Genomic DNA, 23,517 nt, shown 5'->3' on the forward strand with positions numbered 1-23,517 from the left:
TTGACAAGCTCCCGCCTTGGGCTGAACATACGCCCAACGCGTGGGCATATGCTCAAAACGCGAGCTAGGGAGGTCATCGTGAAAAACGTCCTCGGCGCCGTCTGCGGCGCGTCTTGCCTGTTGCTGGCCGTCCCCGCGATGGCCGAAACCACCCTGACGATCGCCACGGTGAACAACGGCGACATGATCCGCATGCAGGGGCTGACCAGCGACTTCACCGCGAAGAACCCCGACATATCAGTCAAATGGGTGACGCTGGAGGAGAACGTGCTGCGCCAGCGCGTCACCACCGACATCGCAACCAAGGGCGGCCAGTTCGACGTGCTGACCATCGGCACCTATGAGGTGCCGATCTGGGCCAAGAAGGGATGGCTGGTGCCGCTGGCCAATCTCGGCGCCGATTACGACGTCGCCGACCTCCTGCCGAAGATCCGGGATGCGGTCTCCGTCGACGGCAAGCTCTTTGCCGCGCCGTTCTACGGCGAGAGCTCGATGGTGATGTATCGCACCGACCTGTTCGAGAAGGCTGGCCTCAAGATGCCCGAAAGCCCGACCTGGGATTTCGTCATCGACGCGGCCAAGAAGCTCACCGACAAGAGCGCCGGCATCTACGGCATCTGCCTGCGCGGCAAGGCCGGCTGGGGCGAGAACATGGCCTTCCTCTCGGCCATGGCCAATTCCTACGGTGCACGCTGGTTCGACGAGAAGTGGGAGCCGCAGTTCAACACGCCGGAATGGAAGAAGACGCTGGCGACCTATGTCGACCTGATGAAGCAGGCCGGCCCTCCCGGCGCGAGCTCGAACGGCTTCAACGAGAATCTGGCGCTGTTCAACGCCGGCAAGTGCGCGATGTGGATCGACGCCACGGTCGCGGCGTCCTTCGTCACCAATCCGAAGGATTCCAAGGTCGCCGACAAGGTCGGCTTCGCGCTGGCGCCCAACACCGGGCTCGGCAAGAACGCCAACTGGCTGTGGGCCTGGAACCTTGCGATCCCCGCCGGCTCCAAGAAGACCGAAGCCGCCGAGAAGTTCATCGCCTGGGCCACCAGCAAGGACTATACCAAGCTCGTGGCGTCGAAGGATGGCTGGGCCAACGTGCCGCCGGGCACGCGGACCTCGCTCTACCAGAATCCCGAGTACGTGAAGGTCGCGCCGTTCGCCAAGCTGACGCTGGCCTCGATCGATGCTGCCGATCCGAACAAGCCGACCGTGAAGCCCGTGCCCTATGTCGGGGTACAATACGCCGCGATCCCCGAATTCCAGGGCATCGGTACGCAAGTGGGCCAGCAATTCTCGGCCGCCCTTGCCGGATCGACGACCGTCGATGCGGCGCTCTCCGCTGCGCAATCCTCGACCGAGCGCGAGATGAAGCGCGCCGGCTACATCAAGTGAACCCGAGCTCTCCCTCCTGAGCTCAAACTAGCGGCCATCCATCACCTCCAGCCCCGGATGGATGGCCGCCTTCTTCCCGCCCGAGGAGAAGCGTTGATGGCAACCCGGCAGACGCAGTTTCTTGCGCGCTCGCTCCTGACGCCGGCGGTCGGGCTCTTGTTCATCTGGATGATCGTCCCGCTCGCGCTGACGATCTATTTCTCGACGCTGCGTTACAGCCTGCTCGATCCCGGCTCCGAAGAGTTCGTCGGGCTGGACAATTTTCGCTACTTCCTCACCGACCCTGCCTTTCTCGCCTCGCTCCAGAACACGCTGGTGCTGGTCGGCTCGGTGCTGGCGCTGACGATCCTGCTCGGTATCCCCCTGGCGCTGCTGCTCGATCAGCCCGTGATCGGCCGCAACATCGTGCGGCTGATGGTGATCGCACCGTTCTTCGTGATGCCGACGGTGAGCGCGCTGGTCTGGAAGAACCTGCTGATGCATCCGGTGTCCGGGCTGTTCGCCTGGCTCGCCTCTCTGGTCGGCCTGACGCCGATCGACTGGTTCAACGATGTGCCGCTGTTCTCGGTGATCCTGATCGTCGCATGGCAATGGCTGCCGTTCGCAACGCTGATCCTGCTGACGGCGCTGCAATCGCTGGACGAGGAGCAGAAGGAGGCCGCCGAGATGGACGGCGCCAGCGCGGTCTCCACCTTCATCTACATCACGCTGCCGCATCTGGCGCGTCCCATCACGGTGGTGATCCTGATCGAGACCATCTTCCTGCTCACCGTGTTCGCGGAGATCTTCGTCACCACCGGCGGCGGCCCGGGTCTGCAGACCACCAACATCGCATTCCTGATCTACTCGCAGGCGCTGATCCAGTTCGACGTCGGCAGCGCCTCCGCCGGCGGCCTCGTCGCGGTGGTGATCGCCAACATCGTCGCCTTCTTCCTCGTCCGTATCGTCGGCCGGAACCTGGAGGCCTAAGCCATGGCACGGATGGCAACGACACGGCGGGTGGCGGTATCGACGATCGCCGCATGGCTGTGCGGCTTCCTGATCTTCTTCCCGATCCTGTGGATGGTGCTGGCGAGCTTCAAGACGGAGCTCGAGGCCTTTGCGGTTCCGCCGTCCTTCCTGTTCTTCCACTGGACCACGGAAAACTATGCGACCGTGCAGGAGCGCAGCGACTATTTCCACCACGCGCTGAACTCGATCATCATTGCCGGCGGCTCAACGCTGATCGCGCTGCTGATCGCGATCCCTGCCGCCTGGTCGATGGCGTTTTCGCCGACCAAGCGCACCAAGGACATCCTGCTCTGGATGCTCTCGACCAAGATGATGCCGCCGGTCGGCGTGCTGGTGCCGATCTACCTGATCTTCAAGACCGTCGGCCTGCTCGATTCCCGCATCGGCCTCGTCTTCATCCTGTGCCTCGGCAATCTGCCGATCGTGATCTGGATGCTCTTCACCTATTTCAAGGAGATCCCGCGCGACATCCTGGAAGCCGCGCGCATGGACGGCGCCACCGTCGGCCGCGAACTCGTCTATGTGCTGACGCCGATGGCGATCCCGGGCCTCGCCTCGACGCTCCTGCTCAACCTGATCCTCGCCTGGAACGAGGCGTTCTGGACCTTGAACCTGTCGACCTCGAATGCCGCGCCGCTCACCGTGTTCATCGCCTCCTATTCGAGTCCGGAAGGGCTGTTCTGGGCGAAATTGTCGGCGGCCTCGACGCTGGCGATCGCGCCCATTCTCGTCCTCGGTTGGTTCAGCCAGAAGCAGCTCGTCCGCGGGCTCACCTTTGGCGCTGTGAAGTAGAAGGGCTGCCGGATCATGGGTCGGATTACACTTCAGGGCGTGCAGAAATCCTTCGGGCCCGTGCACATCATCAAGGGCGCCGATCTCGACATCGCGGACGGCTCCTTCGTGGTGTTCGTGGGACCGTCGGGCTGCGGCAAGACCACGCTGCTGCGGCTGATCGCCGGGCTCGAGGACGTCAGCGGCGGCAGCATCCTGATCGACGGCAAGAACGTCGTCGATACGCCGCCTGCCAAGCGCGGGCTGTCCATGGTGTTCCAGTCCTACGCGCTGTATCCGCATATGAGCGTGCGCGGCAATATCGGCTTCGGTTTGAAGATGGCGGGCCTCGCCAGGGACGAGATCAACCGCAAGGTCGAGGCGGCCGCCGCGACGCTGAATCTGACGCCCTATCTCGACCGCAAGCCGCGCGAGCTGTCCGGCGGCCAGCGCCAGCGCGTCGCGATCGGCCGCGCCATCGTGCGCGAGCCCAAAGCGTTCTTGTTCGACGAGCCGTTGTCGAACCTGGACGCGGCGCTGCGCGTGCAGATGCGGATCGAGGTCACACGGCTCCAGAAGCAGCTCGGCACCACCGCGATCTACGTCACCCACGACCAGGTCGAGGCCATGACCATGGCCGACAAGATCGTCGTGCTCAACGGCGGCAAGATCGAGCAATATGGCTCGCCGCTCGAGCTCTATGAAAAGCCCGCCAATCTCTTCGTCGCCGGCTTCATCGGCTCGCCGAAGATGAATTTCGTCACCGGCGACCCCGCTTTGCAGAAGGGGGCGGCAACGATCGGCGTGCGGCCAGAGCACCTGAAGATCGAGCGCGACGGCGCCGGCGGCTGGCCGGGCACGATCGCGGTCGCCGAGCATCTCGGCAGCGACACCTTCCTTTATGTCGATGCCGGTCCGCTCGGCATGCTGACCGCGCGCTACATCGGCGAGCTCAGCTTGAGCGCCGGTGATCGCGTATCGCTGGTGCCGGATCCCGCGCGCATCCACCGCTTCGACAATGGCGGCAACGCGATCCGGTCCTGACCAACTGGGGCAGACAAGAAACGGGAAAAGCAACATGTACCTGGAAAAATTCAAGCTGAGCGGCAAGACCGCGTTCATCACCGGCGGCGGGCAGGGCATTGGCCTCGCCTGCGCCGAGGCGCTGGCGGAAGCCGGCGCCAACGTCATCATCGGCGATCGCGACAGCAAGGTCGCCGACAGCGCGAAAGCCAGCCTGAAGGCCAAGGGCTACGACACCGAGACCGCGATCATGGACGTGACCGACACCAGGCGTGTGGCGGAGGTTGCCAATGACCTCGTCGCGCGCCACGGCAAGGTCGACATCCTCGTCAACAATGCCGGCATCGCCCGCAGCGAGACGCCGGCCGAGACCGTGACCGACGAGCACTGGCTCAACGTCATCGACGTGAACCTCAACGGCACCTTCTGGTGCTGCCGCGAGTTCGGCAAGCACATGCTGAAGGCCAAGAGCGGCGCCATCGTCAATGTCGGGTCGATGTCGGGCTTCATCGTCAACAAGCCGCAAGAGCAGTGCTTCTACAATGCCTCCAAGGCCGGGGTGCATCATCTGACCAAATCGCTGGCCGCCGAATGGGGCGCGCGCGGAATCCGCGTCAATGCGGTGGCGCCGACCTATATCGAGACGCCGCTCAACGCCTTCGTGAAGAGCAATCCCAAAATGTACGACGCCTGGATCGGCGGAACCCCGATGGCGCGGATGGGCCAGGTGGAGGAGATCGCCTCTGTCGTCTTGTTCCTCTCGTCCGAGGCCGCGAGCCTGATGACCGGCAGCATCGTGCTGGTGGATGGCGGCTATACTTGCTGGTAGGCTTGCGTCAAAACTGACGAGAGCGACCGGGAGTAACAATGCCGCAGGCGTATATTGGCGTCGACGTGGGGACCACGAGCACGCGGGCAGGAGTCTTTGACGCAGCCGGAACTCTGCTCGCGACCGCGCGGCATCCGATCCGGATCTGGCATGAGGCCGGCGACATCGTCGAACAGTCCTCGTCCGATATCTGGGAGGCCTGTGCGAAATCCGTGCGGGCGGCGATGGCGGAAGCCGGCATTGCGCCGGACAGCATCGGCGGCATCGGCTTCGACGCCACCTGTTCGCTGGTGGTGCTCGATCGGCAGGGCGAGCCGGTCACCGTCAGCGCCTCCGGCGAGCCGCAGCGCAACGTCATCGTCTGGATGGACCATCGTGCCACGACCGAGGCGCGGCTCATCAACGAGACCGAGGATGCGGTGCTGCGCTATGTCGGCGGCTCGATCTCGCCCGAGATGGAAATGCCGAAGCTGTTGTGGCTGAAGCGGCACCTGCGCGCGAGTTTCGACGCTGCCGGCCATTTCTTCGATCTGGCAGACTATCTGACCTGGCGCGCGACTGGCTCGCTGCAGCGCTCGACCTGCACGGTCACCTGCAAGTGGAATTATCTCGCGCATGATGGCGGCGGCTGGAGCGCGCCGTTCTTCCAGCGCATTGGCCTCTCGGACTTCGTCGGGGAGAAGTACGCCCGGATCGGCACCGAGATCGTCGCGCCCGGCACGCGGCTCGGCGCGGGTCTGACCCGCGCGGCGGCTAGCGACCTCGGCCTGTCACCCGGCACGCCGGTCGGCGCGTCGCTGATCGATGCGCATGCCGGTGGTATCGGCGCGATCGGCGGCCGCGACGGATCGGGCGGGGCGACGGATGTCTGCAATCGGCTCGCCTACATCATGGGAACGTCGGCCTGCATCATGGCGACGACCAAGGACCCCTGCTTCGTGCCCGGCGTATGGGGGCCTTATTATTCCGGCATGGTGCCGGACTTCTGGCTCAACGAGGGCGGGCAGTCGGCCGCGGGCGCCGCGATCGACCATCTGCTCAAGTCGCATCCCACCCACGCCGAGGCGAGCGCGGCGGCGCGCAAGGACGGCATCGACATCATCGAATTCCTCGAACGCCGCATCATCGCGCGCGCCGGCGATGCCAGCCGTGCCGCTCTGCTCGCGCGCGACGTCCATATTCTTCCGGAATTCATCGGCAACCGCTCGCCTTATGCCGACCCCGATACGCGCGCGGTGATCGCAGGCCTCGACCTCGACACCGATATTGGTTCGATGGAACGGCTGTTCGTCGCCGGTCTCTGCGGGCTCGCTTATGGGCTTGCCGAGGTGATCGAGGCCTTTGCCGCGCACGGCGTGCATTCCAGCATCATGATCATGGGCGGCGGTGCGAGCCGCAGCCCTTTGGTGCGCCAGATCATGGCCGATACGACAGGCCTCACCGTCGCGCTGCCGCAGACCAAGGAGCCCGTGCTGCTGGGCGCCGCGATGCTCGGGGCGGTGGCCGGCGGCGCCTATGCTTCGATCGGCGAGACCATGGCAAAAATGTCGGCGCTGGGACGTCTCAGCGAGCCGACCGCGCCTGAAATGGCCGCGTTTCACAGCCGCAAGCGGGACGTCTACAAGCTGCTGCGCGAGGTCGACCGCAGTAGCCGCGCCGCGATGCGCGGCGTCGGAATGGCCGGAGCTTGAAACGGATGCTGATTGCTTGCGGCGATGCGCTGATCGATTTCGTGCCCACGCGCAACGCCGAAGGGCGCGAGGCGGTGATGCCGGTCGTCGGCGGCTCCTGCCTCAACGTCGCGATCGGTATCGCGCGGCTGGGCGCGCCGACCGGCTTCGTCGGCGGCATCTCGACCGATATGTTCGGGCAGATGATCGCCGGTCACGCGACGGCCTCGAATGTCGAGCTTGGTCTTGCGACGCGCAGCGATCACCAGACCACGCTTGCCTTCGTGCGCATCGTCGCGGGCGAGTCGCATTATGCCTTCTATGACGCCGAGACCGCGACAGGGAATTGGACGTACCGGCGCGGGATGGTTCCGTTCGAGACGGTCATGGCCGTCCATGTCGGATCGACCACGCTGGTCAACGACAAGGGCGCGGCCGAGACGAGGGCGCTGATCGCGGACGCGCGGGCGACGTCAACGATCTCTTTTGATCCGAACTGCCGGCCCAATCTGGTGAAGGACAAGCCGGCCTATCTCGTACGCATGGCGGAGTTCGCGGCGAGCGCGGACCTCATCAAGATGTCCGACGTCGATTTCAATTATCTGTTCGGAGATGAGCCCCATCAGCAGCGGGCAAGTGTGCTGCTGGGGCAGGGCACCAGCCTCGTCGTCATCACCCGGGGCAACAATGGCGCCATGGCGTGGCACACGAAAGCTGGGCAGATCGAAGTCGCCGCGCCGAAGGTCGAGGTTGTCGACACCATAGGTGCAGGCGACAGCTTTCAGGCGGCACTGCTCTTTGCCCTGTACAAGCAGGGGCGGCTCGCGCGGGAGAAGCTGAGGGACATCGGCGCCGACGAACTGCGCCGCGCGCTCTCCTTCGCCGCCAATTGCGCCGGTCTCACCTGCACCCGCCCCGGCGCCGATCCGCCGTGGAGCCGCGAGGCGACGTGGAGCTGGTAGCCCCACGCGGCCTCACAGCCGCGCGACCACTTTCTCCGCGCATTTGAGAAAGCTGCTGATGAGAGGGCTGCGCGAATCCCGCCGCCAGCACACCGCGATCTCGATCGAATCTGTCGCGCCACGCAAGGGCCGGAACACGACGCCGGGCGGCGCGCCGAGCTTGGCGCAAGCGGGCAGGATCGCGAGGCCTTCACCGGCAAGCACCAGACTCATGGCCGCATGCACCGTCTCGACCCGGCTGACGATCGGCATCACCACCTGATGCCGCCGCAGCAGGGCTGCAACGGCGGAGGAGGCGGGGTCCTCGTCCGGTCGCGGCAGCGCGATCAGCGGACGTCCCTGCAGTTTCGCCATCGGCACGGCGGCAAGGCGCGCGAGCGGCGAGCGGATCGGCATCGCCAGCACGAAGGGCTGCGTGCCGACCCTCGCCACCTGGATCTCGGGATGATGGATCGCCGGCATGCACAGCGCGACGGTGACGCTGCGGTCGAGCAGCCTCGCCTCGCGCGTCGATGCGCTGAGCTCGGCGAAATCGAGCTCGACGCCGGGAATGGACCGCCGCAGCTCGGGTATCAGGCGCGGCAGCACCGCATTGGCCAGCACGAACATGTAGCCGACGGAGAGCCGTCCGCGCCGTCCGGCGGCAACCACGCGCGCGGCTTCGACGCCGTCGGCCGCAAGCGCGAGCGCCTCGCCGGCGCGCGCGAGCAGTGCCTGGCCGGCCTCGGTCAGATCCATCCCGCGCGTGCCGCGACGGAACAAGGGGGCGCCCACCTCGGCTTCGAGCTTGCGGATCTGGACCGAGAGCGGCGGCTGCGCCATCCGCAGCCGCTCGGCGGCCTTGCCGACGCTGCGCGCCTCGGCCACGGCAACGAAGTAGCGAAGCCGGCGAAGATCCATGGGCATACCGAAAACGTATGGGTTGACCACCAAAATCGTATTGGACGGCGAGTTAACATGGGTGTCATTCTGACTGTCAATGCCATCGGCCAACGGGGGCCGGCTTCGGAGTGATCTGACGATGAGCGGCGATCCTTGCTTGCTGTCCGCAACCGAATTGCGTGGTCTCATCGCGGCAAGACGGATTTCGCCGGTCGAGATCACCCGCGCGGTGCTGGCGCGCGCCGAGGCGCTGCAGCCCGAGCTGAACTGCTTCATCACGCTGTGCGGCGACGAGGCGATGGCGCAGGCGCGCGAGGCCGAGCGCAAAGTGATGGCGGGCGAGCCGCTCGGCCTGCTGCATGGCCTTCCCGTCACCGTCAAGGACATCGTCAACACCAGGGGCGTGAAGACCACCTTCGGCGCCGTGCCCTATAAGGACAATGTTCCGAACGAGGATGCCGTCGCCGTCGCACGGCTGCGCGCGCAGGGCGCGATCCTGATCGGCAAGACCACGACGCCCGAATTCGGTAGCAAGTGCCTGACCGACTCGCCGCTGTTCGGCCGCACCCGCAATGCTTGGAGTGCCGAGCGTTCGTCGGGCGGCTCCAGCGGCGGCGCGGCGGTGGCCGTCGCCAGCGGCATCGCGCCGCTCGCGATCGCGACCGACGGCGGCGGCTCGACGCGGATTCCCGCCGCCTGCAACGGCGTGGTCGGAATCAAGCAGAGCAATGGCGTCATTCCGCACAGCCAGGTGCAGGACGCCTTCGGCAACCAGACCTATGTCACGCCGACCACGCGCACCGTCGCCGACACCGCCCTGATGATGCAGGCGATGGCGGGCGAGGACGCCTCCGACCCCTGGTCGATCGGCGTTCCCGTCCCCGATTTCATCGGCGCGGCACCGCCGCGCGGCGATCTGCGCGGGCAGAAGATCCTTTACTGCCTGTCGCCGCCGGGCCGGCCCGTATCCGCCGACGTGGCGGCCAGCTTCAAGGCGAGCCTCGATCGGCTCGCAACCCTGGGTGCCGAGTTCGAGGCGTTTTCCGGCGAGGGCTTCGACATCGAGCCGATCTGGCGCGCCATCAACCACACGGTCTGGCGCACGCGCTTCGCCAAGCTCGCGGCGGAGCACAAGGACGAGCTGAGCGAAGCCTTCCTCAAGCAGCTCGCGCTTGCGACTGAGGTCAGTGGCGTCGACTATCAGGAGGCGATGTTCGCGCGCACCGCGCTGTTCCGCCGGGTGCAATCCTTGCTTGCGCGGGGACATCTCTTGGCAATGCCGACCATCACCCGCACCGCGCTGCCGATCGACCAGGACCTGTTCGGCACCATCGAAATCGACGGCCAGCAGTTCGACAGCGTGCGGCCGCACTGGTTCCCCTGGACCATGCTGTTCAACATGACCGGGCACCCCGCGGTGAGCCTGCCCTGCGGCTTCGGCCGCGATGGCCTGCCGATCGGACTGCAACTCGTCGGCCGCTTTCGTGCTGACGCGGAATTGCTGCGTGCGAGCGCGCTGTTCGAGGCTTCGCACGACCTCCTGTCCCGCTGGCCCGCGTGAGACGTTGATGGCGTGCCGCAAGGGGCTTGCGTCCGGCGTCTGGACATGTTGATCGTGCTCCGCATGAGCCCTGAAACCGAGCGTCCATGAGCGTATTTGTCCTTCGACGTCTCCTGACCTTGCTGGCGACGCTGATCGGCGCATCCCTGATCATTTTCCTGGTGCTGGATGCCTTGCCCGGCAACGCCGCGCAGATGCTGATGGGCGCCGATGCCTCGCCGGACGCGGTGCGCGCGCTCACCGTCAAGCTCGGGCTCGACCAGCCACTGGCGATCCGCTACCTGCAATGGATCAAGGGGCTTCTCTCGGGCGATCTCGGCAACAGCTATGTCTACGGCACGCCGGTGGCGGGCCTGATCGCGGAGCGGCTGGTGCTGACCATCCCGCTCGCGATCATGTCCATGCTGATCACGGTGGTGCTGGCGCTCTCCGCCGGCATCTACACCGCCGCCAACCACAACAAGCTCGGCGACGTCGGCGTGATGTCGCTGACGCAGGTGGGCCTCGCGCTGCCGAACTTCTGGTTCGCGATTCTCCTGATCCTCTTGTTCTCGGTGCGGCTGCAATGGCTGTCGGCCGGCGGCTTTGCCGGCTGGGACGACGGTGCCTGGCCCGGCATCAAGTCGCTGCTGCTGCCGGCGATCTCGCTCGCGGTGGTGCAGGCCGCGATTCTCGCACGCGTCACGCGCTCGGCGGTGCTGGAAGTGTTGCGCGAGGATTTTGTCCGCACCGCGCGCGCGAAAGGGCTCGGCAAGCGCGAGGTGCTGTGGAGTCACGTGCTGCGCAACGCCATGATCCCGGTGATGACGGTGATGGGCCTGCAGTTCGCCAACCTGCTCGCCGGCACCATCGTGATCGAGAACGTGTTCTATCTACCGGGCCTCGGCCGTCTGATCTTCCAGTCGATCGCCAACCGCGACCTGATCGTCGTGCGCAACTGCGTGATGCTGCTCGCGGCCATGGTCGTCATCGTCAATTTCGTGGTCGATGTGCTCTATGCCTTCATCGATCCCCGCATCAAGGTCCACGATCTGTGAGCGCGCCGTTGGCCGCCCCGCTTGACGCGCCGGTTGCCGCGCGTCCGCTCCCGGCCCGGACGTTCTGGCGCCGCGCGCTGCGCCATCGCAGCTTCGTGGTCGGTGGCGTTCTCAGCCTGCTGGTTCTCGCCTCCGCGCTGTCGTCGCTCGTGTGGACGCCATGGTCGCCCTACGAGATCGACATCGCCGCAAAGCTCAAGCCGCCGTCGGCGGCGCATTGGCTCGGCACCGATTCCTTCGGCCGTGACATCGTTTCACTGCTGCTCGCCGGAGCCCGCTCGACCATTTTGGTCGGCATCATCGCGGTCAGCATCGGTCTCACCTTCGGCGTCTGCCTCGGCCTGATCGCGTCGGCGCGCCGGGGCTGGACCGAAGAGATCATCATGCGCTTTTCCGACTTCACCTTCGCGTTTCCGGCGGTGCTGTCCGCGATCATGCTCGCCGCGGTCGTGGGTCCGGGCATGGTGACGTCGATCGTCGCGATCGGCATTTTCCAGATCCCGACGCTGACCCGGCTGACGCGTGGCTCGGCCAACGCGATCTGGGCGCGCGAGTTCGTGCTGGCCGCGCGCGTCGCAGGGAAGGGGTCTTTCCGCATCACCATCGAGCACGTGCTGCCGAACATCCTCTCGATCCTGATCGTGCAGGCGACGATCCAGTTCGCGCTCGCGATTCTCGCCGAAGCGGCCTTGTCCTATCTCGGCCTCGGCACGCAGCCGCCGCAGCCGTCCTGGGGCCGGATGTTGAACGACGCGCAGACGCTGCTGTTCCAGTCGCCGATGCTCGCGGTCTATCCGGGCGCGGCGATTGCGATCGCAGTGCTCGGCCTCAATCTTCTCGGTGACGGATTGCGCGATCTGCTCGATCCGCGGCTGGCGCGGGAGCGATGATGATGAGTAATCCCGCAACCACGCCGCTGATCGAGGTCGAGAACCTTGCCGTCCGCCTCAACACCAGTCGCGGCCCGGCGCAGGCCGTGCGCGGCGTCAGTTTTTCTTTGAAGCGCGGTGAGACGCTGGGGCTGGTCGGCGAATCCGGCTGCGGCAAGTCGGTCACCGCGCTGTCGCTGATGGGACTGTTGCCGGACAGCGCGGTCGTCAGCGGCAGCATCAGGCTCGATGGCAGCGAGCTGGTCGGTCTCTCCGATGCGGACTACTGCCGCTTGCGCGGCAACCGCATCAGCATGATTTTTCAGGAGCCGATGACCGCGCTCAATCCGATGCACACGATCGGACACCAGGTGGCCGAGCCGCTGCGGCGCCACAAGAAGTACGCGGCGGCACAGGCGCGAAAGGAAGCGATCGCCTTGCTCGACCGCGTCGGCCTTCCCGATGCGGCAAAGCGCATCGATGCCTATCCGCACCAGTTCTCCGGTGGCCAGCGTCAGCGCATCACCATCGCGATGGCGCTCGCCTGCGAGCCGGACCTCTTGATCGCGGACGAGCCGACCACCGCGCTCGACGTCACCATCCAGGGGCAGATCCTCGATCTCATTGCCGATCTCGTCGAAGAGCGCGGCATGTCGATGATCCTGATCTCGCACGATCTCGGCGTCATCGCCGAGAATGTGCAGCGCATGATGGTGATGTACGGCGGCACCGTGGTCGAGAGCGGCCCCACTGACGAGGTGTTCAGGCGCATGGGACATCCCTATACGCAAGGCTTGTTTCGCGCCCGCCCGCGTCTTGGCGCGCGCAAGGGGACGCGGCTGAAAACCATCTCGGGTACCGTGCCGGAGCTTGCCGACTTGCCGGCGGGCTGCGCCTTCGGCGATCGTTGCCCGCTGGTCGAGGACAGATGCCGCGCGGCGCTGCCGCCGATGATCGAGGTCGGCCCCGGTCATGACGTGCGCTGCCTGCGCACGGATGTCTCGATGGCCGATCACGTCGGAGCGCTGTCCGCATGATTGCTTCGCAGCCGCTCCTCGACGTGAAGGACTTGGTGCAGCGCTACACGCTGCCGCGCGAAAGCCTGTTCCGGCCGCCGGCGCAGGTGCACGCACTCAACGGCGTGAGTGTGCAGGTCGAGGCGGGCAAGAGCCTCGGCATCGTCGGCGAATCCGGCTCCGGCAAGTCGACGTTCGCACGGGTCGTGATGGCGCTGGAGCGGCCGACGTCGGGGCAGGTTGCGCTGCTCGGGCGCGACCTCAATCGCATCCCGGCTGACCAACTGCGCCGCGCCCGCNCCGCCGCGATTTCCAGATGGTGTTCCAGGACCCTTATGGATCGCTCGATCCGCGCCAGACAATCGCGCGCATCGTCGCCGAGCCCCTGACCGTGCTGGAGGAGACCGATCGAAGCACGCTTCGCGCGCGGGTGTCCGCGGTGCTGCGGCAGGTCGGCCTGCGCGATGCCGACATGGACAAATATCCGCACGAATTCTCCGGCGGCCAGCGCCAGCGCATCGCGATTGCGCGCGCCTTGATCACCCAGCCGAAGCTGATCGTGGCCGACGAGCCGGTCTCCGCGCTCGACGTGTCCGTGCAGGCTCAGGTGCTCAACCTGATGCAGGATCTGCAGGAGCAGTTCGGCCTGAGCTACATCCTGATCAGCCACGACCTCGCGGTCGTCGACTATCTCTGCGACGAGGTCGCCGTGATGTATCTCGGCCGCATCGTGGAGCAGGGGCGTCCCGAAGACCTGTTCGAGCACTGCGCCCACCCGTATACCCGCGCCCTGCTGGACGCGGTGCCGCGCGCGCGCGCCGGCGGGGGCCGGAGGCGGCGTGGCGCCCAGGCGATCGCCTCGCAATCGGCGGTCGCGGCCGGATGTCCGTATGTCTCGCGTTGTCGGCTCGCCGATCAGCATTGCCGTGACGTTCCGCCTCGGCTACGCAGGGTCGGCGAGGCGCATCTAGCCGCCTGCCACAAGGCGGAGGCCGTGATGGCGTTGCCGCAAGCTGCCATGGAAGGTTAGTGTTTCGGGGCAGGATCGGCGTGGGCTGAAAGAAAGAAGGCCGGGGAGTAACGCATGTTCAAGAAACTAACGATCGTCGCATTTGCCGCCGCGTTCGCCGCGGCGCCGCTGCCGGTTATGGCGCAGAGCAAGAAGGACAGCGTCGTGATGGCGATGGCGCTGGAGCCGCCGGGGCTCGACCCCACCACCGCGGCCGCCGCGGCGATCGCCGAAGTCACGCTCTACAACATCTACGAGACCCTGACCAAGATCAACGAGGACGGTTCGACTTCGCCCCTGCTGGCCGAAAGCTGGACTGCTTCGCCCGACCTGAAGTCCTATACGTTCAAGCTGCGCAAGGGCGTTAAATTCCACAACGGCGAGCCGTTCGACTCCGCCGCCGTGAAGTTCTCGTTCGAACGCAACGCGGTCGCGACCAGCACGAACAAGGACAAGAGCCTGTTCCAGAGCTTCGAGAAGGTCGACGCGCCCGATGCCGACACGGTCGTGATCACTCTCAAATATGCCGAGCCGAACCTGCCGTTCCTGCTCGGGCAGGCGAGCGGGTCGATCGTCGAGCCGAAGAGCGCACCGACCGATGCGACGCAACCGGTCGGCACCGGTCCCTATCAGCTTGGCGCCTGGGCCAAGGGCTCCTCGATCACGCTGAGCAAGTGGGCGGACTACCGCAACGCCGCCGCGATCAAGCTCTCGAAGGTCACGATCCGCTTCATCTCCGATCCGGCCGCGCAGACCGCGGCGCTGCTCTCGGGCGACGTCGATGCGTTCCCGCGCGTCTCGGCCCAGCGCACCATCGCGCAGTTCAAGGCCGATCCGCGTTTCAACGTCCAGGTCGGCGGCTCCCGCGCCAAGACCATCGTTGGCATCAACGAGCGCAAGAAGCCGCTCGACGACGTCCGTGTGCGCCGTGCCATCCTTGCCGCGATCGATCGCAAGGCGATGATCGACGGCGCGGTCGACGGGTTCGGTACGCCGATCGGCAGCTTCTACGTACCTGGCGCTCTCGGCTACGTCGACACCACCGGCGTCAATCCGTACGATCCCGAGAAGGCCAAGAAGTTGCTTGCCGAGGCCGGCGTCACCACGCCGCTCGAGCTTTCGCTTAAGCTGCCGCCGCCGTCCTATGCGCGGCAGGGCGGCGAGATCCTCGCGGCGCAGCTTGCCAAGGTCGGCATCATCGCCAAGATCGAGAACGTCGAATGGGCGCAGTGGCTGTCGCAGGTGTTCGCGGCCAACGGCCCACACAATTTCGACCTCACCATCGTCAGCCATGTCGAGCCGTTCGACCTCGTCAAGATCACCGAGCCGGACTACTACCTCGGCTACAACAACGAGGCGTTCAACGCGCTCTACAAGCAGATCGTGTCGACGCCGGATGAAGCTGGCCGCGCAAAACTGCTCGGCGACGCCCAGCGCATGCTGGCAACCGATGCGGTCGCCGGCTTCCTGTACCAGCCGCAGCTGATCACCATCAGCAACAAGAAGCTGAAAGGCGTCTGGAAGGAAGTCCCGCAGTACGAGAACGATTTTTCGACCTGGTCCTGGGAGTAGGGCCCGGCCAATCAGGTCGAGCCTGTTGCCTCGACGTCTACCTCTCCCCGGCGGGGAGAGGTGGTCACGTAGCAGCTCCAAACAAAAATCTGAAAAACAACCCCATGCAAAGTAGCCGGTGATGGCCGGAACGATGGCTTGAGCATCCCGTGAAGCCGTTGACACGTCGGGCAAAACACCGGCACGATGCCATCATCGGAGAAAATCACAAGACTGACGCTCGGCTTGCGCCGTTTCGATTGCCTCTGATCTGGTTCAAGCAGCGCGGCTGGTTCTACTGAGGCAAAGAAGCGAGCGGCGCGCCGTTCCCGACCGCGCGCCGCCCATCGAATCACGCCGCTTCGGCGGCGACGTTGCCGATCCAGTCGCTCGCCAGCGCGACGTCTGCCTGGGTCAGCTGGTGGCCCGCCGGCAGAACCTTGTGGCTCACATTCGCGCCCGCTTCCGACAGCAGCGCGGCGAGACGTGCCGAGTTGCTGGCCGGTACGATCGGGTCGTCCTGTCCGGACAGGAGCAGGATCGGCTTGCCCGTGAGTGCGGCCCTGGGCGGATCCGACAGCGGCACCATGGCGCGAAGCAGCACCGCGCCGGCCAGCACGTCAGGCTTCAACAGTAACAGCGCCGCGGCGATGTTGGCGCCGTTGGAGAAGCCGACCGCCACCGGCGCCGCGATGCCGTACCGCTCCCGGGCCTCATCGACGAAGGCGCCAAGCTCGAGTGCACGCCGTTGCACGTCCTCCTCGTCGAAGACGCCTTCGGCGAGACGGCGGAAGAAGCGCGGCATGCCGTGCTCGAGCACGCGACCGCGCGGCGAGAGCAGGGCGGAGCCGGGCGAGATCATCCGGCCGAGACCGAGCAGGTCGTTCTCGTCGCCGCCGGTGCCGTGGAGAAGCAGGAGCGGGGTGGTGCCCGCTCTGCTCGCCGGTTCGAAGCGATGGATGAATGAACTCTCGGTCATGACACGGTCTCTTCCAGCTTGGGCAGGACGCCCTCGATCTGCTTGCGATGCGATTCGAGGAAGCCCGGCAACTTCAGGTCACGTCCCAGCGTCGCGACGGGCTCATCGACGGCGAAGCCGGGAATGTCGGTCGCGATCTCGAACAGCACGCCGCCGGGCTCGCGGAAGTAGATCGAGCGGAAGTAGTTGCGGTCGCGCTGCTCGGTCGGGTGCAGGCCATGATTGCTGACGAGCCTCTCGGCCATCTTGCCTTGCTCGGCATCATCGGCCGCGCGGAAGGCGATATGGTGCACGGAGCCACCACCCTGATGTCCGCGCAGAAAGCCCTTGGCCTCGTAGATGTCGACGACGCTGCCTTGCGCATCACCGGGCGCCTTGAAGCGGATCACGGAGCCCTCGCGTGCTGTCTCCGCAAAGCCGAACACGTCGGTGAGGACGGCGGCCGTCTTCGCCGCACTGTCGAGCAGCAGCGTCACGCCATGGAAGCCGCGGATCGCATGCTCGGCCGGCACGTCGCCATTGCTCCAGCCCGGCTCGTTCTCGGCGCCGGGCACGCCGACGAGCGCCAGCGCCATCCCGTCCGGGTCGGTGAACGGCAGCACGGACTCGCCGAACCGCTTCTCCAGCGCCTCGTAGGGGATGCCCTTCTCGGTAAAACGCTGTGTCCAGTAGCCGAGCGAGCGCTGCGGCACACGGAAGGCAGTCTGATGGGTCTCGCCGACGCCGCGGCGCCCCGTGGACACGCCCTGCCAGGGGAAGAAGGTCAGGATGGTGCCGGGGCGGCCGGTCTCGTCGCCGTAATAGAAGTGATAGGTGCCGGGATCGTCGAAATTGACGGTCTTCTTGACGAACCGCAGCCCGAGATCACGGGTGTAGAAGCCGAAGTTCCTGATGGGGTCGCCGGCAATTGCGGTGACGTGGTGCAGTCCAGACATCTCATCCTCCAAAAACGCGTGAGCGGTCTTGCTCTGGCAGGAAATATCGTGCCGCTTTGAATTGGAGACAATCCATGCAATTATGACTGCTATGTCTACGATTTGGAAACAATCGCCAGGGCCGGCTGGTGGATAAGGTCGCAAGCCTGCGCGCCTTCGTGAAGGTGGTCGAAAGCGGCAGCTTCGCCGAGGCCGGCCGCCAGTTGCGGCTTTCGCGCTCCGCCATCAGCAAATACATCGCCGACCTCGAGGAGAGTCTCGGCGTTCAATTGCTGAACCGCACGACGCGGCATGCGAGCCCGACCGAAAACGGCCAGCAATATTTCGAGCGCGCGGTCGTGATCCTGTCGGAGATCGAGGCCGCCGATCAGGCGGTGACGCAGTTGCAATCGGCCCCGCGTGGCCTGCTGCGCGTCAACGCGCCGATGTCCTTCGGCACCATGCGGCTCGGGCCGGTGCTCGCCGACTTCATGGACAAATATCCGGAGCTTCAGCTCCAGCTCGTGCTCAGCGACGATCTGCTCGATCCCGTCCAGGACGGCTTTGACGTGACGCTGCGGATCGCCGAGCTGGAATCCTCCAGCCTGATCGCGCGCAAGATCGTGCCCGTTGCGCGGCTGGTCTGCGCCTCGCCGGATTACCTCGCACGTCACGGCACGCCGAAGCATCCGCAGGACCTGCGCAACCACGCCTCGCTGACCTACGGTTTCCTGCTCACCGGCAATCAATGGAAGCTGACCGGCGCGGACGGCGACCACTGGATCCAGCCGGCTTGGTCGCTCTGTGTCAACAATGCGGAAGTGCTGCGCGATGTCGCGATCCGGGGCAGGGGCGTTGCGCTGCTGCCGGAATTCATCGCCGCCGACGCGCTGAAGAAAGGCGCGCTGCATGCCGTGCTCGAAGACTATTCGGCGCCGCCGCTCGCGCTCTACGCGGTCTATCCGCCGACGCGGCACCTTTCGCTCAAGGTGAGGCTCTTCATCGATTTCCTGGTCGAGCGCTTCGGTCGCGACGAGGAGATGCCTGTGCACGCGTCGATCGCATCCGGTGCAAGGCGGCGGACCAAGTGAGTGCAGGCTAGACGTGTACTCATGAACTCGTCGCGCCCGCTGTTCTCTCGGAAGGCGACGTTGAAGCCGACATGGCTGCATGTCGACCTTGGGCCGGAAGCCCAGCCTGTGAAAGGGTCCGTTTACCAGCATCTCGGTGTCGCTTCGTAAGCCAACTGGCAATGGTCGCGAGTCGATATCAACATGGTACTCTTAGTGGATGACTAGGTCGGTAATGCTCAGGACATTTCGAGGTGTGTGCCTGACTTGCTTATGCATCCTGGGAGTTGCCGTCATCATCGCACTCCTGGAGCTTGTCGCTCATCCCATTCTATTGAAATCAACCGGGTGCAGTTGGACCGAGGGACCGCAGGGCTTCACCTGCGGGGATGGTTGGGTCGGTCATTTCACGGCAATTGTCCTCAACTTGCCGATACTATTCTCCTATGCGCAAACGTTCACTCTCTTCGGGGCCAGCGCACCGTTCAGTCGAGACTTCGCGCTTTTGCTCTACTTGTTCGACGCTATCTTCGCTCTCGCTCTAGCGTATCCTCTCCTGATCCTCTTTGCGCCGAAAAGCGGTCGGCGGAGCAGCTAAACGACGCTGAGATAGTCTCATGGGTACGTTCTATACCGACGAGCAGATACAGGAAGCGATTGCGGCCATGGAGGCCCATACTCCGGGTATCTTCGAGAGGATGAAGAAATCGGCCTCGATCACAGATCCGTTTGACGATGAGCAAGAAGCAGAGCTGGGAGCCATCGTAAGAGTTCTCACCATTGTCCTGCCCAAGGTGCCATTCGTCGCGCAAGCAGAAGACAAAAATGAATCAAGAGCGCGTCTCAGCATAGACGTGGGCGACGCTGTTCGCGCCGCAATTGCATCAGCTAAGGACGGTTCCTAGATCATGAGCGCCATGGCCGCGATGGGTCAAAACGCGAAGAACTCAACTTGAGCAAATCGAGTCCGCAATGCCCCACTATCCGGACCTCGACGGGACGTGCCGCCACTTCGCTGATGGGCCAAAAGGCGACATCGCCAATCATCCGTAGTATCGTTGAACTCTGTTGCACCACCAGGCAAGTGCGACGCCATGCTTACAAACCTGAGCAGCCGGAGAGGCCCCTTCCTCCTCTTCTTCGTGTTTTTGCTGACGCTGTCAGCCGGACGAGCCTTTGCCAGCGACGAGGAGGTCTGGGCGGCATTAAAGACAGGCGGCAAGGTTGTCCTGATGCGTCACGCTCTTGTCGATATGCGAGAAGGGATAGGGCATCTCGCGCCCGGAAACTGCGCGGAGGAAGTGAACCTCTCCTCCCGCGGTATTGAGCAGGCCAAAAGCATCGGAGAAGCCTTCCGCGCTCATAGCATTCCGGTCGGGGAGGTCCTGACCAGCCCTTACTGTCGTTGCATCGACACCGGCAACCTTGCGTTCGGTCGCGCGACGCCGGTTCAATATCTGATGCCTCCGGGTGTCTTATCCGACGGTCAGGTCACAATAAATCAGGAGCGGGTCTTGCAAGACATTCGAAACCACCGCTCTTCCTCAAATTTAGTGATGATCACCCACGATCTTAACATCTCTAACGTCGTTCTTGAGCCATCCATTGCCATGGGTGATTTTTTCGTCCTCCAGCCCAATGGGGCGGATTTCGACGTCATCGGCAAGATACGAATGGGCGACAAGTAGCACATCTCCCTCAATACGCGTTTTGCGCTTGGCATCGCGGGCCGTCGCGAAGCCAGGATCAACTACCGCTCTGGGTCACGAGCGTCGTCCTCTGCGATAGACGGCGGCCTGTCGATTTCCGCTATGGCCCGTTAGCGACCGAGGTCGTGCGGCGGTGCAATACGTCGCGAGGGGCCAATAGCTGCCGTGGCGGAAGTCGAAAAGCATCAAACTCTTCTGCGGGCAATCTTCCAAGCCAAAGAAGCGGCCACCATAAGCGACACGGAGCAGAACGCGACCACCCCCAAAACGCGGACATCGTGCCGCGGCTTGTTGAGCCACACTAGAGCTGCCAAGCAGAGGAGCGCCGGGACAGCGCAATCAGAAGCGGGCATTTCAGGTAAGCAGTGTAATCAACGGCTAGGCATATGCTTTCAGGCATTCAGCTTCAGCCCACTTCACGGCATCTTCGGCTGGCATGCCTTGCACGGCCTTCGCGAACATATCGACGATGATGTGCTTGGTCAGCACCTCCGCAGCCTGACGGCTGGATGGCCCCGCATAGCCCATGAGCCGCCCAGTCCGTGCCGCCGACCGGAAAGGAAGCATGACCGGATCCTTGCCCCACAGCGGATGCTTCTCCCAATCAGTCGTGGGGCCGACACTGAAGCCCTGCAGCGTAACGAAGTACTTTTCAAAGATCGGTTTGGAGCTCATCCAGCGCATGAACTCTTTGGCCGGCCTCTGGTTGTTCGAATAACGCAGAACGATGTTGGACGTGGGGATATGGAAGCTGAACTGCCCAGCTGGACCTGCCGGCAGAGGGGCGTGCTGGATGTCGTCCTTGATTGGCCCGCCGGCCTCAGTCTGATACGCATCCGGTTTGCGTAAAGCTTCAAGGTAAATGGAAGAAGCATTATTGGTCGCGCAGATTGTGCCAGCCAGGAAGGCGCGGTTGTTGTTCGTGTCGTCCCAGGCAAGTCCACCTTCCTCGTGGGCGTCCTTCCAGAACGCCACCATGAACTTGACAGCTTCGACCGTCTCCCTGCTATTGAGCGCGACCGTCTTGCCGTCCGGCTCGACCTCCATGCCACCCCAAGACCAGAGATATGGATAGACAAAATTCGGCGCGTCAGCGAAGGTGTGACCGAGCGTCTGACCGATGGGACGGCCCTTAGCCTTGAGCTTCTTGCCGGCTTCGCGATACTGCTTCCACGTTTCTGGGAACTTCGCATAACCGACTTCGGCAAACCACGATCTCCGGTAGGCTATTTGAATGCCGGTGATGTTGAAAGGAACGGCGAGCCAGCGCTTACCGTCGTATGCAGCTAAGCGAGAGGTCTCGTAAAAGCCGCCTTGAGAGCTGCCAAGTTCCTCCGCCACGTCGTCGACTTCGGCCAAGCTCTCCGAATACAAATGCGCCCAATTGTTAACGACGTTTACGATATCGGGGCCCGATCCCGATTGGATCGACGAAGTGATGCGCGCCTGCACGTCATTGGGGTTGATCGTTTCGACCGCGAGTTTGATCCCAAGCGCCTTCTGACATTCCCTCGTGATTTCACCTTTTAAAAGAACATCCGACGCCGGCACGAAACTGGACCCGCGAAGCCAATGGACGGTCGTCGCCTGCGCGTAGGCGGGCCCGCCTCCCGAAGCCAGGATCGCTGCGAGGCCGCCGAACCTTGCCTCCATAAGACCAGCGCCGGAAACCTTGAATAGTCCTCGCCGACTGATGCCCGCCACGACGCCCTCCTCTCTCTGCCCGATAAACTTCAATGAGGAAGCACCTTGGACCTTCCCGCCTCTGCAAGGTCGCCTGCAACGGGTGGTCCCGCGTGCGGTAAGTGGCAGCAATGGCCTTCTGCCAAACGCCGTTCTATGAGGACATTCTGATTTTCGAGGTAGCCGATTTCCATCAGGCCTTTACGAAATGCATCATCAGAATGCGTGCTTCCCACGCGTAGGGATACGCACAACACCGATCACTGGCATAGTTGCTGCCCCCGGGCAATCACGGGCCAAGTGACGGCGGCGCAAGCGCGGCTATCAATTCCCGCCGTCCGACCGTGGCCGCCCAAAAGCCGCCAACGAATGGGAATGATACCACGCTGCAGCCACACTGTCCCCGGTCTTCGGCCGGACCGGGATCACAGCTTCAGGGGCCGCGCAATGTCACCTCCGGGTGTGCGCCGTGAGAAGGCGGCGCTTTCCAGTGGGTGCAAGTCCCACCCGGCGAACGCTCCAGCCGGAAGCAATCGGAGCAGTCATGGAGGTAACGAAGTGGCTGAAGCCTTCGATTAGCGTGTCACGAATTGGTGACAGCGCGAGTGTGCAGGCCGTAACGCGAGTGAACGCCGAGCAAGCCTCGAAAAGGACGATGCGCAGGCCGACCCGACGACCCTTTCGGGGAAGGCTGATACGGCTGGAGGAATGAGCGAAAACGATCCGCCCAGCTGCTGCGCCGGGGTAGTGGCGACAGCATGTACACAAGGAAAGCGTACGCAACACGGGAGGCCCCACGACGTGGTCAGGGATGACCAACCGGACGCCCGCGAGGGACAGGCCGGGCGCCGTGGGGATGCGGAGAGGTTCGCAGTACCGCTGAAGCCGGGTAACGCCGGGGGAGGGAAGGGACCTTAGTTCAAGACGAACGCAAGACGTAGTGAGGGACCTGGAGATTGGGCAACCTATCAACTCCGAAGAGTGTTCAGAAACTTCAGATGGCGTTGCACGCGAAAGCGAAGGCAGAAGCCGGCTACCGTTTCTACGCCCTGTACGACAAGATCTGCCGAGAAGACATCCTGGCCCATGCCTATGCTCAATGCCGCTCCAACAAGGGCGCACCGGGTGTGGACGGTCAGGACTTCTCGGACATCGAAGCGTACGGGGTGCAGCGGTGGCTTGGCGAACTGGCGCTTGCGCTCAGGCAGGAGACGTATCGACCGGATCCTATCAGAAGAGTGTACATACCGAAGGCCAATGGCAAACTCAGGCCATTGGGCATCTCGACCTTGCGTGATCGAGTCTGCATGACGGCAGCGATGCTGGTGCTAGAACCGATCTTCGAGGCCGATCTTCCACCCGAACAGTACGCGTACCGTCCCGGGCGAAATGCCCAACAGGCGGTGGTCGAGGTGGAAGCGCAGCTGTTCCGTGGCCACCCGGAAGTCGTTGACGCCGACCTCGCGGACTACTTCGGAAGCATTCCGCACGCCGAGCTATTAAAATCGGTGGCGCGCCGGATTGTTGATCGGCGCGTGCTGCATCTGATCAAGATGTGGCTGGAATGTCCCGTGGAAGA

The 23,517-nt window shown here is 64.2% G+C and carries 21 protein-coding genes and 1 pseudogene; 18 read left to right on the forward strand and 4 right to left on the reverse strand.

Translation table 11 applies throughout. From position 1 onward, the window contains the following. Positions 1-78 precede the first annotated feature (78 nt). The 7 genes from AXW67_RS32660 to AXW67_RS32690 all read left to right on the forward strand — a co-directional run bounded on the left by AXW67_RS32660 (position 79) and on the right by AXW67_RS32690 (position 7,658). Entirely contained in the window at positions 79-1,392 is a 1,314-nt protein-coding gene (locus AXW67_RS32660) for an ABC transporter substrate-binding protein (protein ID WP_145928024.1), read from the forward strand. A 96-nt stretch (positions 1,393-1,488) separates the two neighbouring features. Beyond that, positions 1,489-2,361 carry a carbohydrate ABC transporter permease gene (locus tag AXW67_RS32665; RefSeq protein WP_063681240.1) on the forward strand — a complete coding sequence of 291 codons (873 nt, stop codon included), beginning with the start codon at positions 1,489-1,491 and terminating at the stop codon, positions 2,359-2,361. 3 nt (positions 2,362-2,364) lie between these two features. After that, a complete protein-coding gene (locus tag AXW67_RS32670; RefSeq protein ID WP_027554838.1) occupies positions 2,365-3,195 on the forward strand; it encodes a carbohydrate ABC transporter permease in 831 nt (276 codons plus the stop codon). Between the two features lie 15 nt (positions 3,196-3,210). Next, positions 3,211-4,218: an ABC transporter ATP-binding protein gene (locus AXW67_RS32675; RefSeq protein WP_063681241.1), complete on the forward strand. Its 1,008-nt coding sequence runs from the start codon at positions 3,211-3,213 to the stop codon at positions 4,216-4,218. Positions 4,219-4,252: 34 nt separating this feature from the next. Beyond that, positions 4,253-5,026, forward strand: a complete 774-nt coding sequence (locus AXW67_RS32680) for an SDR family NAD(P)-dependent oxidoreductase (protein WP_063681242.1) — start codon at positions 4,253-4,255, stop codon at positions 5,024-5,026. A 38-nt stretch (positions 5,027-5,064) separates the two neighbouring features. Then, complete coding sequence (locus tag AXW67_RS32685) at positions 5,065-6,717, forward strand: FGGY-family carbohydrate kinase (RefSeq protein ID WP_063681243.1); 1,653 nt, start codon at positions 5,065-5,067, stop codon at positions 6,715-6,717. A 5-nt stretch (positions 6,718-6,722) separates the two neighbouring features. Then, the gene (locus tag AXW67_RS32690) at positions 6,723-7,658 is read left to right on the forward strand and encodes a carbohydrate kinase family protein (RefSeq protein WP_063681244.1); all 936 of its coding nucleotides are present in this window, start codon (positions 6,723-6,725) and stop codon (positions 7,656-7,658) included. 12 nt (positions 7,659-7,670) lie between these two features. Here AXW67_RS32690 and AXW67_RS32695 read toward each other — a convergent pair whose 3' ends face one another. Beyond that, the gene (locus AXW67_RS32695; protein ID WP_063681245.1) at positions 7,671-8,558 is read right to left on the reverse strand and encodes a LysR substrate-binding domain-containing protein; all 888 of its coding nucleotides are present in this window, start codon (positions 8,556-8,558) and stop codon (positions 7,671-7,673) included. 121 nt (positions 8,559-8,679) lie between these two features. Here AXW67_RS32695 and AXW67_RS32700 point away from each other — a divergent pair, with 121 nt between their 5' ends. The 7 genes and pseudogenes from AXW67_RS32700 (at position 8,680) to AXW67_RS32725 (ending at position 15,604) form a co-directional block, all read left to right on the forward strand. After that, positions 8,680-10,101: an amidase gene (locus AXW67_RS32700; RefSeq protein WP_063681246.1), complete on the forward strand. Its 1,422-nt coding sequence runs from the start codon at positions 8,680-8,682 to the stop codon at positions 10,099-10,101. Positions 10,102-10,187: 86 nt separating this feature from the next. After that, complete coding sequence (locus tag AXW67_RS32705; protein ID WP_027554845.1) at positions 10,188-11,138, forward strand: ABC transporter permease; 951 nt, start codon at positions 10,188-10,190, stop codon at positions 11,136-11,138. Continuing rightward, positions 11,135-12,028: an ABC transporter permease gene (locus tag AXW67_RS32710; protein WP_063681247.1), complete on the forward strand. Its 894-nt coding sequence runs from the start codon at positions 11,135-11,137 to the stop codon at positions 12,026-12,028. The genes AXW67_RS32705 and AXW67_RS32710 overlap by 4 nt, the downstream gene beginning before the upstream one ends. A 2-nt stretch (positions 12,029-12,030) precedes the next feature. Next, positions 12,031-13,044: an ABC transporter ATP-binding protein gene (locus AXW67_RS32715; RefSeq protein ID WP_027554847.1), complete on the forward strand. Its 1,014-nt coding sequence runs from the start codon at positions 12,031-12,033 to the stop codon at positions 13,042-13,044. Beyond that, on the forward strand, positions 13,044-13,322 hold a 279-nt coding region (locus AXW67_RS44510; protein ID WP_245315798.1), incomplete at its 3' end, for an ATP-binding cassette domain-containing protein. The genes AXW67_RS32715 and AXW67_RS44510, both read left to right, overlap by 1 nt. 1 nt (position 13,323) lies before the next feature. Further along, positions 13,324-14,053: pseudogene (locus AXW67_RS32720) on the forward strand (oligopeptide/dipeptide ABC transporter ATP-binding protein); the annotation flags it as partial. A gap of 54 nt (positions 14,054-14,107) precedes the next feature. Continuing rightward, on the forward strand, positions 14,108-15,604 hold the full coding sequence (locus tag AXW67_RS32725; RefSeq protein ID WP_063681248.1) for an ABC transporter substrate-binding protein: 1,497 nt from the start codon (positions 14,108-14,110) through the stop codon (positions 15,602-15,604). A 331-nt stretch (positions 15,605-15,935) separates the two neighbouring features. Here AXW67_RS32725 and AXW67_RS32730 read toward each other — a convergent pair whose 3' ends face one another. Then, entirely contained in the window at positions 15,936-16,562 is a 627-nt protein-coding gene (locus AXW67_RS32730) for an alpha/beta hydrolase (protein ID WP_063681249.1), read from the reverse strand. Further along, a complete protein-coding gene (locus AXW67_RS32735; protein WP_063681255.1) occupies positions 16,559-17,497 on the reverse strand; it encodes a ring-cleaving dioxygenase in 939 nt (312 codons plus the stop codon). The genes AXW67_RS32730 and AXW67_RS32735 overlap by 4 nt, the downstream gene beginning before the upstream one ends. Positions 17,498-17,625: 128 nt before the next feature. Between AXW67_RS32735 and AXW67_RS32740 the strand changes: the two genes are divergently transcribed. From AXW67_RS32740 to AXW67_RS32755, 3 genes are all read left to right on the forward strand, one after another. Continuing rightward, complete coding sequence (locus AXW67_RS32740) at positions 17,626-18,567, forward strand: LysR family transcriptional regulator (protein ID WP_051310931.1); 942 nt, start codon at positions 17,626-17,628, stop codon at positions 18,565-18,567. 596 nt (positions 18,568-19,163) lie between these two features. Beyond that, positions 19,164-19,451 (forward strand): hypothetical protein, encoded by a 288-nt coding sequence (locus AXW67_RS32750; RefSeq protein WP_063681251.1) that lies wholly within the window; start codon positions 19,164-19,166, stop codon positions 19,449-19,451. A gap of 189 nt (positions 19,452-19,640) precedes the next feature. Next, on the forward strand, positions 19,641-20,234 hold the full coding sequence (locus tag AXW67_RS32755) for a histidine phosphatase family protein (RefSeq protein WP_082908122.1): 594 nt from the start codon (positions 19,641-19,643) through the stop codon (positions 20,232-20,234). Positions 20,235-20,633: 399 nt separating this feature from the next. On the opposite strand, the gene AXW67_RS32760 is transcribed toward AXW67_RS32755, so the two are convergent. Next, positions 20,634-21,959 (reverse strand): ABC transporter substrate-binding protein, encoded by a 1,326-nt coding sequence (locus AXW67_RS32760; protein WP_245315797.1) that lies wholly within the window; start codon positions 21,957-21,959, stop codon positions 20,634-20,636. Positions 21,960-22,936: 977 nt separating this feature from the next. Between AXW67_RS32760 and AXW67_RS32765 the strand changes: the two genes are divergently transcribed. Continuing rightward, positions 22,937-23,517, forward strand: a 581-nt coding sequence (locus AXW67_RS32765; RefSeq protein WP_245315713.1) for a reverse transcriptase domain-containing protein, incomplete at its 3' end; no start/stop codon positions are given.

Origin of the sequence: Bradyrhizobium neotropicale (assembly GCF_001641695.1) — a bacterium.
GTDB lineage: Bacteria > Pseudomonadota > Alphaproteobacteria > Rhizobiales > Xanthobacteraceae > Bradyrhizobium > Bradyrhizobium neotropicale.

What these genes read in the sequence shown, in the direction of transcription:
- AXW67_RS32665 (WP_063681240.1), top strand. Translation starts at nt 1,489, where the DNA reads ATGGCAACCCGGCAGACGCAGTTTCTTGCGCGCTCGCTCCTGACGCCG.
- AXW67_RS32670 (WP_027554838.1), top strand. Translation starts at nt 2,365, where the DNA reads ATGGCACGGATGGCAACGACACGGCGGGTGGCGGTATCGACGATCGCC.
- AXW67_RS32675 (WP_063681241.1), top strand. Translation starts at nt 3,211, where the DNA reads ATGGGTCGGATTACACTTCAGGGCGTGCAGAAATCCTTCGGGCCCGTG.
- AXW67_RS32680 (WP_063681242.1), top strand. Translation starts at nt 4,253, where the DNA reads ATGTACCTGGAAAAATTCAAGCTGAGCGGCAAGACCGCGTTCATCACC.
- AXW67_RS32685 (WP_063681243.1), top strand. Translation starts at nt 5,065, where the DNA reads ATGCCGCAGGCGTATATTGGCGTCGACGTGGGGACCACGAGCACGCGG.
- AXW67_RS32690 (WP_063681244.1), top strand. Translation starts at nt 6,723, where the DNA reads ATGCTGATTGCTTGCGGCGATGCGCTGATCGATTTCGTGCCCACGCGC.
- AXW67_RS32695 (WP_063681245.1), bottom strand. Translation starts at nt 8,558, where the DNA reads ATGGATCTTCGCCGGCTTCGCTACTTCGTTGCCGTGGCCGAGGCGCGC.
- AXW67_RS32700 (WP_063681246.1), top strand. Translation starts at nt 8,680, where the DNA reads ATGAGCGGCGATCCTTGCTTGCTGTCCGCAACCGAATTGCGTGGTCTC.
- AXW67_RS32705 (WP_027554845.1), top strand. Translation starts at nt 10,188, where the DNA reads ATGAGCGTATTTGTCCTTCGACGTCTCCTGACCTTGCTGGCGACGCTG.
- AXW67_RS32715 (WP_027554847.1), top strand. Translation starts at nt 12,031, where the DNA reads ATGAGTAATCCCGCAACCACGCCGCTGATCGAGGTCGAGAACCTTGCC.
- AXW67_RS32725 (WP_063681248.1), top strand. Translation starts at nt 14,108, where the DNA reads ATGTTCAAGAAACTAACGATCGTCGCATTTGCCGCCGCGTTCGCCGCG.
- AXW67_RS32730 (WP_063681249.1), bottom strand. Translation starts at nt 16,562, where the DNA reads ATGACCGAGAGTTCATTCATCCATCGCTTCGAACCGGCGAGCAGAGCG.
- AXW67_RS32735 (WP_063681255.1), bottom strand. Translation starts at nt 17,497, where the DNA reads ATGTCTGGACTGCACCACGTCACCGCAATTGCCGGCGACCCCATCAGG.
- AXW67_RS32750 (WP_063681251.1), top strand. Translation starts at nt 19,164, where the DNA reads ATGGGTACGTTCTATACCGACGAGCAGATACAGGAAGCGATTGCGGCC.
- AXW67_RS32755 (WP_082908122.1), top strand. Translation starts at nt 19,641, where the DNA reads ATGCTTACAAACCTGAGCAGCCGGAGAGGCCCCTTCCTCCTCTTCTTC.